This is a genomic window from Actibacterium sp. (assembly GCF_055134745.1).
In genome coordinates, this window is the sequence record NZ_JBSRVX010000020.1 from 35,411 (window position 1) to 50,782 (window position 15,372).

General features: G+C 62.7%; 14 protein-coding genes. 5 read left to right on the top strand and 9 right to left on the bottom strand.

Annotated features, from left to right (window positions below):
• Positions 1-43 precede the first annotated feature (43 nt).
• Genes ACTCHC_RS04280 through ACTCHC_RS04290 form a run of 3 tightly spaced genes read right to left on the bottom strand, consistent with a single transcriptional unit; the run spans position 44 to position 3,280 of the window.
• Entirely contained in the window at positions 44-523 is a 480-nt protein-coding gene (locus tag ACTCHC_RS04280) for a hypothetical protein (protein ID WP_463021229.1), read from the bottom strand.
• Positions 513-1,568 carry an MBL fold metallo-hydrolase gene (locus ACTCHC_RS04285; RefSeq protein ID WP_463021230.1) on the bottom strand — a complete coding sequence of 352 codons (1,056 nt, stop codon included), beginning with the start codon at positions 1,566-1,568 and terminating at the stop codon, positions 513-515. The genes ACTCHC_RS04280 and ACTCHC_RS04285 overlap by 11 nt, the downstream gene beginning before the upstream one ends.
• Positions 1,568-3,280, bottom strand: coding sequence for an acyl-CoA dehydrogenase (locus ACTCHC_RS04290; protein WP_463021231.1), 1,713 nt, complete (start codon positions 3,278-3,280; stop codon positions 1,568-1,570). The genes ACTCHC_RS04285 and ACTCHC_RS04290 overlap by 1 nt, the downstream gene beginning before the upstream one ends.
• Positions 3,281-3,401: 121 nt before the next feature.
• Here ACTCHC_RS04290 and ACTCHC_RS04295 point away from each other — a divergent pair, with 121 nt between their 5' ends.
• Positions 3,402-4,364 (top strand): L-threonylcarbamoyladenylate synthase, encoded by a 963-nt coding sequence (locus ACTCHC_RS04295; protein ID WP_463021232.1) that lies wholly within the window; start codon positions 3,402-3,404, stop codon positions 4,362-4,364.
• Positions 4,365-4,370: 6 nt separating this feature from the next.
• Here ACTCHC_RS04295 and ACTCHC_RS04300 read toward each other — a convergent pair whose 3' ends face one another.
• The gene (locus ACTCHC_RS04300; protein WP_463021233.1) at positions 4,371-4,949 is read right to left on the bottom strand and encodes a YqgE/AlgH family protein; all 579 of its coding nucleotides are present in this window, start codon (positions 4,947-4,949) and stop codon (positions 4,371-4,373) included.
• Between the two features lie 113 nt (positions 4,950-5,062).
• Here ACTCHC_RS04300 and ACTCHC_RS04305 point away from each other — a divergent pair, with 113 nt between their 5' ends.
• Complete coding sequence (locus ACTCHC_RS04305; RefSeq protein ID WP_463021234.1) at positions 5,063-5,878, top strand: protein-disulfide reductase DsbD domain-containing protein; 816 nt, start codon at positions 5,063-5,065, stop codon at positions 5,876-5,878.
• Here the strand turns inward: ACTCHC_RS04305 and ACTCHC_RS04310 are convergent.
• From ACTCHC_RS04310 to ACTCHC_RS04330, 5 genes are all read right to left on the bottom strand, one after another.
• Positions 5,875-9,282 carry an efflux RND transporter permease subunit gene (locus ACTCHC_RS04310; protein WP_463021235.1) on the bottom strand — a complete coding sequence of 1,136 codons (3,408 nt, stop codon included), beginning with the start codon at positions 9,280-9,282 and terminating at the stop codon, positions 5,875-5,877. The genes ACTCHC_RS04305 and ACTCHC_RS04310 overlap by 4 nt on opposite strands.
• A 3-nt stretch (positions 9,283-9,285) precedes the next feature.
• Positions 9,286-10,746 (bottom strand): efflux RND transporter periplasmic adaptor subunit, encoded by a 1,461-nt coding sequence (locus ACTCHC_RS04315; RefSeq protein WP_463021236.1) that lies wholly within the window; start codon positions 10,744-10,746, stop codon positions 9,286-9,288.
• Between the two features lie 121 nt (positions 10,747-10,867).
• Positions 10,868-11,335, bottom strand: a complete 468-nt coding sequence (locus ACTCHC_RS04320) for an NUDIX domain-containing protein (RefSeq protein WP_463021237.1) — start codon at positions 11,333-11,335, stop codon at positions 10,868-10,870.
• Positions 11,332-11,874 carry a molybdenum cofactor biosynthesis protein B gene (gene moaB, locus ACTCHC_RS04325; RefSeq protein WP_463021238.1) on the bottom strand — a complete coding sequence of 181 codons (543 nt, stop codon included), beginning with the start codon at positions 11,872-11,874 and terminating at the stop codon, positions 11,332-11,334. The genes ACTCHC_RS04320 and moaB overlap by 4 nt, the downstream gene beginning before the upstream one ends.
• Positions 11,871-12,638: a uracil-DNA glycosylase gene (locus ACTCHC_RS04330; RefSeq protein ID WP_463021239.1), complete on the bottom strand. Its 768-nt coding sequence runs from the start codon at positions 12,636-12,638 to the stop codon at positions 11,871-11,873. The genes moaB and ACTCHC_RS04330 overlap by 4 nt, the downstream gene beginning before the upstream one ends.
• A 303-nt stretch (positions 12,639-12,941) precedes the next feature.
• On the opposite strand from ACTCHC_RS04330, the gene ACTCHC_RS04335 reads away from it, so the two are divergent.
• The 3 genes from ACTCHC_RS04335 to ACTCHC_RS04345 all read left to right on the top strand — a co-directional run.
• Positions 12,942-13,895 (top strand): aspartate carbamoyltransferase catalytic subunit, encoded by a 954-nt coding sequence (locus ACTCHC_RS04335; protein WP_463021240.1) that lies wholly within the window; start codon positions 12,942-12,944, stop codon positions 13,893-13,895.
• Positions 13,892-15,160 carry a dihydroorotase gene (gene pyrC, locus ACTCHC_RS04340; RefSeq protein WP_463021241.1) on the top strand — a complete coding sequence of 423 codons (1,269 nt, stop codon included), beginning with the start codon at positions 13,892-13,894 and terminating at the stop codon, positions 15,158-15,160. Before ACTCHC_RS04335 ends, pyrC begins: the two co-directional genes overlap by 4 nt.
• Positions 15,160-15,372, top strand: a 213-nt coding sequence (locus ACTCHC_RS04345; RefSeq protein ID WP_463021242.1) for a glycerol-3-phosphate acyltransferase, incomplete at its 3' end; no start/stop codon positions are given. The genes pyrC and ACTCHC_RS04345, both read left to right, overlap by 1 nt.

Genomic DNA, 15,372 nt, shown 5'->3' on the forward strand with positions numbered 1-15,372 from the left:
TTCCTGTCACTGACGCCCCGGATAATTGATTTGCGCGCCGCTGTCACGTGGCAGATCGCTCGGGGCCGTCATGTTCCAGATCCGCTGCCAACCGAAATCCGATACGGCGGGCAACGGTGTTTTCGGGTTTTTTCGGCATGGCCCGCAGCATGACGTTCAATTGCGTGACATGTTGCACAAGCTGGGTCCGCATGCCTTGGGCGTCGGTGCCATAGAATGTCACGATATCGGGATCGAAATACCCGACACCTTCGATTCGCAGGATGCCGGTTTCGCCACCGGTGAAACCCATGGCGATTTCCTGTTCAGGGTCGAGCTGTTCCTCGAAATTCTGGATATACAGAATCACGCGTTCATAGGCCCATTCGGCGGGGCTTTTCTGATCGACGGGCTTGCGCGCCACAGCGGGCGGCAGCGGTTTCTGTTCCGCCGATACTGGTGCCTTTGGGTCGGCATGAACGACATGCGCCATCGGTTCGGCGCAGGGCGATTCTGGCGCGGGCCGGGGTTTGTTATTGGTCATGGGCGCTGGTGGCTTGCCACAGCCATGCGTCATCGTCGTTTTTCCATCGCACCAGATGCCCGTTGCGATGCAGGTGATTGAGATGCGCCACAGCCTCGGCCATGGCAAAGTTATAGCCGGCGTCGCCTATGTTTCGCTTGAACAGCGTCAGGAACGTATCACAGGCCACATGCGGCGTTTCCAGAAATTCGTGCAGTCGCCTGAGCGCCCCGTGATGCCCTTCGATCATCTGGCGCAGGCGAACCGGCAGCCCGGTATAGGGCAGTTTGTGGCCGGGCAGAACCAGGTGGTCTGATCGCGCGATCGTGCCAAAGCGCGCGCAGGATGCCAGCCATTCCGCAACCGGATCGGCCTCTGGTTCATAGGCGTAAACCCCCAGATTGGGAGAGATCGACGGCAAAAGCTGATCGCCCCCCAACACAAGATTGTCGTCCCTGCTCCAGAAGGTGGCATGTTCGGGGGCATGGCCATTGCCCATGTGAATATCCCAGTCGCGCCCGCCGATTGTGATGCGATCGCCTTCCTTGATCCGATGAAAGCCCAGCGGCAACATCGAAACCATGTTGCGCATGTTGTAGGGCCGTTCCGTCAGGCGCTGTTCGTACATCTCGCGGGGCAGGCCTGCAGCGCGCCAGAATGCCAGCGTTTGCGGATCATGTTCGTCCTGAACATCCAGCAGCAGCATACGCGCAAAATACCATGCCGTGCGCGTCGTCCACAGTTCGGCGCCGAATTGCGTCTGCATCCAGCCCGCAAGACCGATGTGATCGGGGTGGTGGTGCGTAACCAGAACCCGGTTGATCGGCTTGCCCTTCAGCGGGCCCGCCATCCATGCCTGCCACAATTCACGCGATGCCTTGGTATCAAAGCCGGTATCGACGATGGTCCAGCCATCGCCATCGTCGAGCGCAAAAATATTGACGTGATCCAATTGGATCGGCAGCGGCATCCGCAGCCACAGAATGCCCTCGGCGATCTCTGTCGCCTCGGCCCCCTGGGGTGGTTCGGACCAGGGATAGTCAATCAGTGGTGGTGTTCCGTCCATCAAAATTCCAGATCATTCGCCGGCAGGGCATACAGCCCCTCGGCTCCTTCAAGCGCCTGAACCAACAGCGCGGAATGTTCAGGCAAAAGCCGCCTGATGAAAAATCGTGCCAGCGCCGTGCGCGGGCCGGTGCCACCTTCGGCCATGGCAGCACGTAAATGGTAATGCGCCCCCAGCCCGAGCGCAATGGCGCGCAAATAGGGCACTGCCCCGGCGAACCGGTCGTTCAGCCCCAGTTGCAACAGGCGTTCGGTTCCCTCGCGCAGGGCCTCGGTCGCTGCCCAGACATCTTCGGCCAGTTCGCGCAAGGCCTTGCGCGCGGTTTCCGCGCTGGCCTGCATTTCGTCCAGCAGCCGAAAGACCGCATCGCCATTATCCATCAATTTGCGAGACACCAGATCCATCGCCTGAATGCCGTTCGTGCCCTCGTAAATGGCTGTTACCCGGACATCGCGCAGGAACTGCGCCGCGCCCGTTTCCTCGATAAAGCCCATGCCGCCATGCACCTGGATACCGGTCGAGGCGATCGAGATTCCGATATCGGTGCCATAGGCCTTGGCGATCGGCGTCAGCAGCGCGGCGCGGGCCGCCCAGTCACCACCGTCATCGGACCGGGACATATCCATGGACAGTGCGCAATCCAGCGCGATGGCACGGGCTGCGAAGATCTCGGCCTTCATCGCCATCAGCATCCGGCGCACATCGGCATGATCTGCGATGGTGCCTGTCCCTTCAACCGGGGTCGGGCCCTGCTTGCGTTCCTGTGCGAAGGCAAGGGCCTGTTGAAACGCCGCTTCGGCCACGCCTATCCCCTGGGTTCCCACGCCCAGCCGGGCATTGTTCATCATCGTGAACATTGCGGCCATGCCCTTGTGGGGCTGCCCCACCAGCCAACCGGTTGCCCCGTCATAGCGCATCACCGCGGTCGGTGATCCATGCAGCCCCAGCTTGTGTTCCAGGCTGGCCACGGTCAGGGAATTGGCCAGACCGGGTTTGCCATCGGCATCGGGAATGTATTTGGGCACCATGAACAGGCTGATGCCCTTGGTTCCCGGGCCGCCATCGGGCAGGCGTGCCAAAACCAGATGGCAGGTATTGGCGTTGAAATCGCTGTCACCCCAAGTGATGTATACTTTCTGCCCGGTAATTGCATAGGTTCCGTCGTTATTGGGAACGGCGCGCGTCGTCAGGGCGCCGACATCCGAACCGGCCTGAGGTTCTGTCAGGTTCATTGTGCCGTTCCATTCGCCCGAAATCAGCCGGGGCAGATACAGCGCGCGCAGCTTTTCGTCGGCATGATGTTCCAGCGCCTCGATCTGGCCCTGCGTCAGCAGCGGGTTCAGTTGCAACGCCAGGCAGGCGCCACTCATCATTTCGTTCACCGCCGTCGCCAGGGCCATCGGCAAGCCCATGCCGCCATATTCCGGCGATGCGGCCATGCCGACCCAACCGCCCTGCGCGATCTGCTCATAGGCCTGGGCAAAACCGGGTGACGTTCTGACCTTTCCGTTTTCAAGACTGGCCGGAAATTTGTCGCCCTCTCGATTGACGGGGGCCAGAACCTGATCGCACAGGCGTCCGGCCTCGGTCAGAATCGCGGTTGCAGTGTCGGGTGTGATATCGGCAAAGCGGGCCACATCCCCAAGGCGGGCAAATCCGACCACATGATCAAGAATGAACTGAAAATCGGCCACCGGCGCGCGATATGGCATGGCATGATCCCCTTGCAGGCGCCTTGTGCATGTCAGGGCGCAACTTTATGTCAGGTGTATAAGCAACCGGCGCAAGTTTAACCAACCCCGCCGCCCCTTCAAGGCGAACGCAACGTCAGTCATGGAACGGATATCCACCCAGATCTTGCAGCCCGACGATGCGGGGCTGACACGTGCGGCGCAGATATTGGCGCAGGGCGGCTTGGTCGCCTTTCCGACAGAAACGGTGTATGGATTGGGCGGCGATGCGCGCAACGACCATTCCGTCGCGCGCATTTTCGCCGTCAAGGGGCGACCGCAGTTCAACCCGCTGATCGTGCATCTGCCTGACATGGACAGTGTCAGCCGTATCGCCGACCTGTCTGCACAGGCGCAGCGTCTGGCGTCGGCCTTCTGGCCGGGTCCGCTGACGCTGGTCTTGCCTTTGCGGGCCGACAGCGGGCTGTCGTCACTGGTCACCTCTGGTCTGGACAGCGTGGCGGTGCGTGTGCCGGAGCATCCTGTGGCACGGGCCTTGCTGGCGCGTTTTGACGGGCCGCTGGCGGCGCCATCGGCCAACCCATCAGGCCGGATCAGCCCCACCCGCGCCGATCATGTGTCCCGGGGTCTTGGCGAACGGATCGAGGCAATCATCGACGGCGGCCCCTGCGCCGTGGGCGTCGAAAGCACGATCATCGGCATGACGGGCCGCCCCACCCTGCTGCGCCCGGGAGGATTGCCGGTCGAAGCGATCGAGGCCTGTCTGGGCGCCGCGCTGGCGCGCCACGACGACACGGGCACCATTTCAGCGCCGGGGCAACTGGCCTCGCATTACGCACCCGGCGCGCCGGTGCGCCTGAATGCGGCACATGCCGAACCGGGTGAATTATGGCTGGGTTTTGGCCCTGACAGCGCCGAAGCAACGCTGAACCTGTCGCAGAGCGGCGATCTGGTTCAGGCGGCGGCCAATCTGTTTCACCACCTGCATGCGCTGGATGCGATGGCGCTGCCGGGGCAGCGGATTGCGGTTGCCCCTGTGCCCGAACACGGGCTGGGCATAGCGATCAATGACCGTCTGCGCCGTGCGGCGGCCCCGCGCGGCTGACGCGGGTCAGGCACGCCCTGCAGTGCCTGACAACAGTAGCGGATCGACGCCCAGCTCATGCAGAGCACCCATCCATTTTCCGTCATCATTGCGAGCGAACACAATCTCGGGGCGGGCATCGCAACTGAGCCAGCCATTGCGGGCGATCTCGTCTTCAAGCTGACCGGGGGCCCAACCGGCATAGCCCAGCGCCAGCAGGCTTTCGCTTGGGCCCCTGCCTTGTGCGATGGCCTGCAGGATATCCAGCGTGGCGGTCATTGCGAAGGTGTCATCGACCAGAAGCGTGGTGTCAGTTTCCGAAACGAAATCGGCCGTATGCAGAACGAAACCGCGCCCATGTTCAACCGGCCCGCCGAAATGCACCCGGATGTCACAGGCCGGATCGCCCTGCGGAATCTTCAACTGGTCCAGAAGGTCGAACAACCGCACATCCGGTGTTGGCTTGTTCACGATCAGGCCCATCGCGCCATCGGCGGAATGCACGCAAACATAGATCACCGCCTTTTCAAAGCGGGGATCGCCCATACCGGGCATCGCGATCAGCAGCTTGCCGCTCAGATCAATCGGGGTGTCTGGTATCTTCATGATCTAACATGTGGTCGAAGCGGCCTGCAAAGCAAGGGTGCGAAAAGCCACAGTCACAACAGGCTGGCTGAAAAGTGATTTCTGTCCTGGGTCCAGACGCTTATGTTGTACGCATGAAATTGGCCCCGCTTCGACATCTTGCCGTGATTTGTGCCCTTGTGTCGGCGGCGTCAGCCCCGGCAACGGCCAGCGATTCCCTTGATGGCATCGTCAGGGCAGAGATTCTGCCCGGCTGGACGACGGCACAGGGAACGCAGTTTGCCGGTATTCGCCTGGTTCTGGCCGAGGGCTGGAAAACCTATTGGCGGGCGCCGGGCGATTTAGGCATACCGCCGCGGCTTGAATGGGCGGGGTCGGAAAATCTGCGCGATGTCGTGATTCACTGGCCGCGACCGCAGGTCTTTGACACCGACGGCACGCGCACCATCGGCTATAAGCACGAGGTCGTACTGCCGATCGAACTGACGCCCAGCGACAGAACCGCGCCGATCATGCTGAACGGGCTGATATCAATTGGCGTTTGTCGGGATGTCTGCGTTCCGGTCGATCTGGCATTGATGGCGCGGTTGCCGGCCCCGTCGCAGGATCGCCCGATAAGGGCGGCGCTGGCGCAACAGCCCGATCCTGCGTCACGCGCAGGGGTTTCCGCTGTCAGATGTTCGGTTGAACCCATCGCGGACGGGCTGCGCCTGACCGCCACGATCACCATACCCCGTCTGAGCGCACCCGAGATCGCTGTCATCGAACTGGCAGATGCGAATGTCTGGGTATCCGAGGCCACGACAACGCGAAAAGGCGGACAGGTGATCGCGGTATCGGACCTGGTGCCAACGGACACCGCACCGTTCTTTCTGGACCGTTCAACGGTTCGGATCACCCTGCTGGCCGGCGCGCAGGCGGTTGATATTCAGGGCTGCTCTGGCGGTTAGGGCCGCGTGGCGCGTTCAGACCGGCCATATACGGCAACACCCAGATAGACCAGCATCAGAAACACCGCTGCAATGGCCACGAACAGCCCCAGCGCCACGGCAAGGGGCGCGCTGGCGGCAGCATCCGGCAATGTGTTTTCCAAAGGGGCAGCCAGCCTTCCTGTCAGCAGAACCGGAAGAAATACGGCCGCAAACAGCATCAGAATGCCCGCACCCGCAGCGCCGACAAGCCCGACAAATCGCCGCGCGCGCGGCGGCACCCGCATGGCGCGGCGCAGGGCACGCCACTGGCGGCCGACATCATGCTGAATGACCAGCATCGCCGGCACCATCAGCAGCACCAGAACCATGCCAAACCCCAGGCCGTAAACCAGCGTGATCACCGTGGGTTTCAGGAACTGCGCCTGTTGCGAGGTCTCATACAGCAGCGGCGACAGGCCCAGAACCGTGGTTGCCGTGGTCAGGAAAACCGGGCGCAGGCGGTCAGATGTGCCATCGACAATCGCCGGGATCAGGCCGCGCCCGCGCGCGTATTCATCCACCGTGCCGACCAGAACGATGGAATCGTTGATGATGATCCCCGACATGCCAATCAGGCCGATCACGCTGAACATCGACAAAGGCACATCCCACAGGGCATGGCCATAGACGGTGCCGACCAGCCCGAAAGGAATGATCGCCATGACCACCATCGGGCGTATCCAACTGGCAAATATCCACGCCAGAACCAGATAGATCCCCAGCAGGCACAGCGTGAACCCGAAAATGGCATCGGCCAGGAACTGGTTTTCCTGCTCGGCCAGGCCGGACAATTTCCAGCCGACCGAAAAATCGCTTTCGATCTGGGGCAGGATCGTGTCGCGCAGGCTTTCGACGATGGCCTGGGCGCGGGCCGGATCATCTTCGGAAATATCGCCGGTCACTGAAACAACCCGCAGCCCGTTTTCGCGCCTTATGGTCGTGAAGCCCGTCTGCTGGGCGACCGTCACGATATCGGCCAGCGGCACATAGGCGCCGCCGGGCGCGCGCATCAGGGTGCGGTCCAGGAAATCGGCTGTCAGTTCTCCCGCGGGCAGTTCCACCCGGATCGCCGCCGAACGCGGGCCATCGGGATAGGTCGCGGCCTCGATCCCGTTCAGCCGGGCCCGCAGCACCTGCCCCAATGCATCAATGGTAAAGCCCAGCGCATTTCCTTGCGGGGTCAGGTCAAGGATCAGTTCTTCCTTGTCATAGGCCAGACTGTCCTCGACCGCCGATACTTCGGGAAATTTCGAAACCTGCGCCTTCAGCGCCTCGGCGGCGGCCTTTAGCGTGGCAGAATCGGCACCATAGAACTGCACGTCCAGCGCATCGCCGCCGGGCCCGGATCGCCAGCCGCGGAATGACAGGGTTTCGGTCATCGGATGCTCGACCACCTCGGCCTGAAGATCGGCCAGAAACTTGAACGATGAATAGGGGCGCAGATCGGCGTCGATCAGATCAATGGCGATCGAACCCAGAAGGTCTGTATCCTTGCCTTCGACGCCTGACAGCCCGCGGCCGGTGTTGCCGCCAACGCCGGCCAGCACGAAATCCAGCGGGGTGGCGCCATATTCCTGCTCATAGCGCTTGGCGACGACCTCGGTGGCGCGTTGCAATTCGCGCATCATCGCCATGGTGTCATCGCGCGACGCTTCGGGCAGCATCGCGAAATTGCCCGATATCGACCCCTGTTCGGGCGAATTGAAGAACCGCCATGGCACATCGCCCCGGATCAGCATCGCAGTCTGGCTGGCCAGCGCGGCCAGCGCCAGCGCAATGACGGGATAGCGCGCCCGGATCACGCCGGCGATCAAGGGGCGGAACAGCACCCGCTGCACCCATTCAAAGCCGCGATTGATTACACGCGACGGCCGGTCATACCAATGATCGCGCTGGCTGTGCGCCAGGGCATGCGACATGTGATGTGGCAGGATCAGGAAACATTCCACCAAAGATGCCGCCAGGACCACGATGACCGTGAACGGTATGTCGGAAATCAGGTCACCGAACCGCCCGGTGATCGCGGTCAGGCCGAAAAAGGCGATGATGGTGGTGATGGTGGCCGAAAATACCGGCACGGCCATGCGGCGCACCCCGTTTTCAGCCGCCTCGATCGGGCTTTCACCCAAGACGCGGGCGCGAAAATCGGCATGTTCGCCCACGACGATGGCATCATCGACGATGATACCAGTGGTGATGATCAGCGCAAACAGCGAGATCATGTTGATGGTGATGCCAAAGGCGAACATCAGTGCAAGCGTGGTCAGAATGGCAGCCGGAATGCCCGCTGCCACCCAGAACGCCGTGCGGGCATTCAGAAACAGGAACAGCAGCAAAACCACCATCAGCAGTCCGGTTGCGCCGTTATACAGAAGAATGTTCAGGCGTGCGGTGATCGCTTCGGCGCGGGTGCGGACCAGATCAATCCGCACATCCGCAGGCAGGCCGCGGGCCATTTCATCGGCGATATCCTGAACTACGCCCTGAATCTTGATTGCGTCACCCCGATCAGACCGATCGACCCGCACGATCAGCGCCGGGTCAGCCCCCACGAAATAGGCATCGTTCCGGTCGATCCCCTCGACGCGCAGCGATGCCACATCGGCAACTGTCAGGTTGGATCCGTCAGGATTGGATCGCAGCACGATCCGCCCCAGATCGGCCGCCGTGCGCTTGGCCACCCCGGTGCGGACCCGCGCATTGGCCCCGCTGACATCACCGGCCGGGGCTGTGTCAGCCTCGGCTGCGATCGCCGCGGCGATTTCGGTCATGCTGATATCATGGCGCATCAGCGCGGCAGAGGGCACCTCGACAATCGTGGTGGGTGCGGCAAAGCCGCGAATGGTGGTGCGCGTCACCCCTTCGGCAAACAGGCGTGTCACGAATTCATCGGCAAAACGGCCCAGTTGGTCGATACCGACCGGCCCGGTGATCACCACATCTGTCACCCGATCCCGCCAGCCATCCCGCCGCACGGCCGGATCTTCGGCATCGGCCGGCAGGGTATTCACCGCATCCACGGCCGCCTGAACATCGTCACCGGCGCGCGACATGTCCCAGCCCGGCTCAAACGTCAGCTGGATCGTCGCCTGCCCTTCTGCCGAACGCGAGACCGAGCTTTCGACGCCTTCGACCGCCAAAAGGACAGGCTCCAACACCTGAACGATGCCTTCGTCCACGTCTTCCGGGCCGGCACCTTCCCACACGATCGAGACGGTCAGATCTGCGTTTACAACGTCAGGGAAAAACTGGGTCCGCATCTGCGGAATTGCCGCCAGGCCCAACACCACCAGGATGACCAGCAACAGATTTGCCGCCGTTGGGTGGCGGGTGAAATACGACAGGATGCCCCCCGCCGAAGTCTGTTTCGGGCGGATGGACATGGCCTAGCCCCCCATTCGGCTTTCCAGCCGTTCCACAACATGGGCAGGAACCCTGTCCAGCGCCAGTTGCGCCAGAACACGTTCCTTGGCCTCGTCTGGCATGAACTGATTGTCGCGGACAAAGGCGATCAGCATGGCCCGGCGTTCGGGTGTCAGTTCTATCGTTTCGGGCGCGGCAGGGGCGTCGGCGGCCTGGGCGCGGCGGATCGGGCGCACCTTGATCCCGTCGCCAAGCAGCGGCTGGCGTTCAGCCACGATCTCGCGCCCGTTCAGACCCTCGGCGCGGACGATGACCATATCCCCCTGCCGGCGCAGCAATTCGACAGGCATTTGCACAAGCCTGTCATCCGCGTCCACGACAAGGATGGTCACCGCCGCATCAATTGCGCCCGCGGGAAGAACAAATACGTCACGCAGCAGCGGTTCGCGCACATCGACCCGCACAAAATCACCCGGACGAAAGCCCGCTGCGGGATCAAGCCGGGCGAACAGCAAGCGCCCGGTCTGGCCTTCGCCGACAGCGGCGCTTTCGCGGGTGATTGCCCCTTCGGCAGTCAGATCGGCGCCATAGGCATCCAGCGTTGCGGTGACATCGGCGCGCAACAGCGCCCCCGTTGCATCCAGCAGCCGCAGATATTGCGGGGTCGATACCCGAAATGACACTTCCAGATCAGTCGGATCGATCAGCTGTGCGACCTGTTCGTTATTGGCGACCAGCCCGCCTTCGACAAGGTTTACATTGCTCAGCGTGCCATCAAACCCGGCATAAAGCGCCGTATCGGCCAATCTGCGTTCGGCTTCGGCCAGCTTGATTACCGCACGATCATGCTGGGTATCGGCCTGATCAACGCGGCCTTGGGCCGTGGCCAGTGCCTGACGGCGTGACAGCACCGACTGGCGCGCCGACGCGGCGGCAAGTTCGGCATCCTCGACCGCCGCATCACTGCCGAATCCTTTGGTTTTCAGGCTGGTCTGGCGGGTCAGGGCCTGTGTGCGCAGCCGGGCCTGTTCTTCGGCGGCGGCCAGATCATCGCGCGCCAGCGCAACCGCGCGCAGGGCGTCACGCTGTTCGGCCTCGGCTTCGGCCAGATCGGCACGCGCGACATCCAGGGCAGCCTGCGCATCCGCAGGATCGACCCGGAACAACAGCTGCCCCGCCTGCACCTGCCCGCCATCCTCGAACCCGTCTGAAAGCTCTACAACGGTGCCCGCAACCCTTGCGCGGATGTCCAGCATGCGCCGGCTGCGCAATTCACCAAAGGCGGTCAGAACCGGTGCCACATCCTGCATATCGGCGCGCACCACATTCACCGCGAAGACACGTTCGCGCGCGGGTGGCACCATATCGCTGACCGCCCAGCGCACCTTGAGCGCGGCATAGACGGCATCGCCCGCATAGGCCAATAAACCCAGCGTGACCGCGAACATGAAAAGCCCCACAAGGCTGCGGCGCAAAAAGCGCATTCAGAATATCCCCAACGCGGTTGTCGAAATCAGGCCATACCACATAGAACGATAGCGCAGGGTCCGGCGCGGTCCAAGCACATCTGTGTTACGTCTGTCGTTCCCGTTTCCGTCGAAATTTTCAGGCGCGGCGCGCCTGGGCGGGTTCACTGAACCAGTCGATCACACTGCGGATGGCCGGAACGGTGCGATAGCTGCGCACCTGATCCAGTGTCAGAAAGGCAAACCCGGCCCCCTCGCCCAAAGAAACATCTTCGGGGCGCAGGGGCCGCAGGCAGTGATAAACGTATAATACGCCGCCCTCGGTGGACGAAGATTCGATACGGGCAAGGGGCTGCAGATCTGTGGTCGCCAAGGCGATACCGGTTTCTTCGCTGAATTCACGCAGTGCGGCCTGCTGCAGCGTCTCGCCGGTTTCCATGCTGCCCCCGAACAGGCACCAGTAACCGGGGGCAGCAATATGCGGAATATCATCGCGCAGTTGCATCAGGAAACGGCCCCGCGCATCCTGCGCCAACAGAATAGAGGCTTCATAGCTGGGCTTGGCGGGCAGGATGCCGATCCGGTGAAAACACGAGCGTTCGGTCATGATCGGCGCTTGTGCTCCTCTAGCCGGGGCATGATTTCGACGAAATTGCAGGGATGATGGCGGTAATCCAGCTGCTGGGCAAGTATCCCGTCCCAGGCATCGCGGCAGGCACCTGGACTGCCGGGCAAGGCGAACAGATAGGTGCCGCCCGCCACCCCGCCGGTGGCCCGAGACTGGACAGCCGAGGTGCCGATCTTGCCCATCGAGACAATCGCGAAGATCGTGCCAAAGGCGTCGATTTCCTTTTCATAGACATCGCGATGGGCCTCGACCGTTACATCGCGCCCCGTCAAACCGGTGCCGCCGGTCGATATCACCACATCAATGTCAGGATCGGCGCACCAGCGGCGCAGCTGGGCGGCGATCTCGGCCCGTTCGTCGCGCAGGATCATCCTGTCGGCCAGAATATGGCCTGCATCGGCAATACGCCCTGCCAGAATATCGCCAGAGCGATCCTCGGCCAGGCTGCGGGTGTCCGACACCGTCAGCACCGCAATGCGAACCGGGATGAATGCGCGGGATGGTGTGGAAGCAGTCACGGCGCACCACGCATTCTTGCCTGCAACATAAGCAGATCGTGCCAGGCCGCGCGCTTGGCGGATGGCGTGCGCAGAAGATAGGCCGGATGGAACATCGGCAAGGCCGGGCGGCCCAGTGCCTGGGTCCATGTGCCCCGCAACCTGGTAATGCCTTTGCGCCCCAGTAAGGCCTGGCAGGAATGATTGCCCATCAGCACCAGAAAATCAGGGGCGGCCAGTTCGACATGGCGTTCCACGAAGGGCAGCATCATCGCCACCTCCTCAGGGTTCGGATCGCGATTCTGCGGCGGGCGCCAAGGCAGGATATTGGTGATATAAAGGGCCGCTTCCAGATCAGGCGCCGCCCGGTCCATGCCGATGGCGGCGAACATCCGGTCCAGCAACTGGCCGGCCCGACCGACAAAGGGCTTGCCCTGAATATCCTCGTCACGGCCGGGCGCTTCGCCGATCACCATCACTCGCGCGCCGGGGCGACCATCAGCAAAAACCAGCGACCGCGCACTGTGTTTCAGGTTGCAGCCCTCGAACGCGCCCATGGCTTCGCGCAGGGCGGCCAGATCACCGGCAGCGGCTGCCGCGCCCCGGGCCGCCGCCACCGGATCGGCGGCCATAGCAACAGCTGGCGTCGCAACCGGGGCGGCGCGCCGGGGCGCCGGGGCCTCGAAGCGGTTTATTGGCCTGTCCCCGATCGCCTCGGTCGCGCCCAGTTCGATCTGCCAGGCCAGCAACGCTTTCGCGCTATGATAATCCATTTGGGAATCCATGGCGCAAAGGCTATGTGCGGCCAAGCCAAAGGTAAAGCCATGGCTGCCCTGCAATACGTTACAAAAGGACGCGCCTGTGGCGCGGCGCCCCGGTTATGCCGCGCAAGGCGCGGCACTGCCGCTGGCAGGGGTATTTGAACAAGAATAAACCCAAGGCATATCACCTTGGCGCAAATACTCGCGCCGCAGGCCGCGCCCGACAGGGCGCATCATGATGCAGTGGCCCGGAACGGGCCGCAATTTTGTAACCTTGCCGATACTGCCCGTGCTTTCTATAAGCGGAGCGATCAGGACGGAGGTGGCATGACATTCCGCGGCAAACACCTGCTGGGCATCGAGCCCCTCTCATCCGATGATATCCGTTCTGTGTTGGATCTGTCGGATCAATACGTGGATCTGAATCGTGGCCCCGTGAAACATTCCGAGGCGCTGACCGGCCTGACGCAGATCAACATGTTCTTCGAGGCCTCGACGCGCACCCAGGCATCGTTCGAGCTGGCCGGAAAGCGGCTGGGCGCTGATGTGATGAACATGTCGATGCAGGCCAGTTCGATCAAGAAGGGCGAGACCCTGATCGACACCGCGCTGAGCCTGAACGCGATGCATCCCGATCTGCTGGTCGTGCGTCATCCGCATTCCGGTGCGGTCAATCTGCTGGCAGAAAAGGTGAATTGCGCCGTGCTGAACGCGGGCGACGGGCGGCATGAACACCCCACCCAGGCCTTGCTGGATGCGCTGACCATCCGCCGCGCAAAGGGGCGGCTGCAGCGGCTGACCGTGGCGATCTGTGGCGACATCGCCCATTCCCGGGTTGCCCGCAGCAACATCCTGTTGCTGGGCAAGATGGAAAACCGCATCCGTCTGATCGGCCCCCCCACCCTGATGCCCGCGCAGATCGACCAGTTCGGGGTCGAAGTATTCGACGATATGGCAAAGGGTCTGGAAGGCGCCGATGTGGTGATGATGCTGCGCCTTCAAAAGGAACGGATGGATGGGGCCTTCATCCCGTCAGAGCGCGAATATTACCACCGTTTCGGGCTGGATGCCGAAAAACTGGCCCATGCCAAGCCCGACGCGATCGTCATGCATCCCGGCCCGATGAACCGAGGCGTCGAAATTGATGGCGTGTTGGCCGATGACATCAACCGCTCGGTCATTCAGGAACAGGTCGAGATGGGCGTCGCGGTGCGCATGGCTGCAATGGACCTGCTGGCGCGCAATTTGCGGGCTGCGAAGGCGGAAGGGGTCTGGGCATGAGCACCCTTCTGACCAACGTCCGCCTGATTGACCCCGAAACCGGCACCGACACCCTTGGCTGGTTGCGCATCGAAGATAGTCTGATCGCGGCCACAGGCAGTGGCAAGGCCCCTGTCAGCGGCATCGACTGTCACGGTCACTGCCTTGCCCCCGGTATTGTCGATATCGGCGTCAAGGTCTGTGAACCCGGCGAGCGACACAAGGAATCGTTCCGTTCGGCCGGGCTGGCGGCAGCGGCGGGCGGCGTGACGACCATGGTGACGCGCCCCGACACGCTGCCGGCTATCGACACACCCGAAACACTTGAGTTCGTCACTCGCCGCGCCCGCGAAGCATCGCCCGTGCGCATCAAGCCGATGGCCGCGCTGACCAAGGGCCGCGCCGGGCGCGAGATGGTCGAGATCGGGTTCTTGCTGGATGCAGGTGCCGTGGCCTTTACCGATGGCGACCATGTGATCAGCAATACCAAGGTTCTGTCGCGCTGCATGACCTATGCCCGTTCGCTGGGCGCGCTGGTCATCGCGCATCCGCAGGATCCGGGCCTGTCGGATGGCGCGGCCGTGACCAGCGGCATGTTCGCATCCCTGCGCGGCCTGCCCGCCGTTTCGCCGATGGCCGAACGGATGGGGCTGGACCGGGACATGGCGCTGGTTGAAATGACCGGCGTGAAATACCACGCCGATCAGATCACCACCGCGCGCGCGCTGCCCGCGTTGGAGCGCGCCAAGCGCAACGGGCTGGACGTGACCGCCGGCGTGTCGATCCATCATCTGACGCTGAATGCGCTGGACGTGGGCGACTACCGGACCTTCTTCAAGGTCAAGCCGCCGCTGCGATCCGAAGAGGATCGCCTGGCGATGGTGCAGGCGGTGGCAAGCGGGCTGATCGACATCATCAGTTCCATGCACACACCCCAGGATGAAGAATCCAAGCGCCTGCCCTTCGAAGAGGCCGCCAGCGGCGCTGTCGCGCTGGAAACCCTGCTGCCTGCCGCGTTGCGACTGGTGCATTCGGGCGATCTGACATTGCCGCAGCTGTGGCGCGCATTGTCGCTGAACCCGGCGCGGCGGCTGGGGTTGGAAACCGGGCGGCTGGCCATCGGTACCCCCGCGGATCTGGTGCTGTTCGACCCCGATGCGCCCTTCGTGCTGGACCGGTTCGCACTGCGGTCGAAATCCAAGAACACGCCCTTTGACGGGGCGCGGATGCAGGGTAAGGTCATCGGCACCTGGGTTGGTGGCAAAAAGGTTTTCGGAGAGGCGTGATGCCCGAAATTATAGCCTCGCCTGCGGTTTTGTCCGTGGTTGCCCTACTGTCCTATCTTCTGGGAGCCGTGCCTTTCGGGGTGTTGATCGCGCGGGCTTTCGGGCTGGGCGATCTGCGCAAGATCGGGTCAGGCAATATCGGCGCAACCAATGTTCTGCGAACCGGCAACAAGATGGCCGCGTTCCTGACACTGGTGCTGGACGGGGCCAAG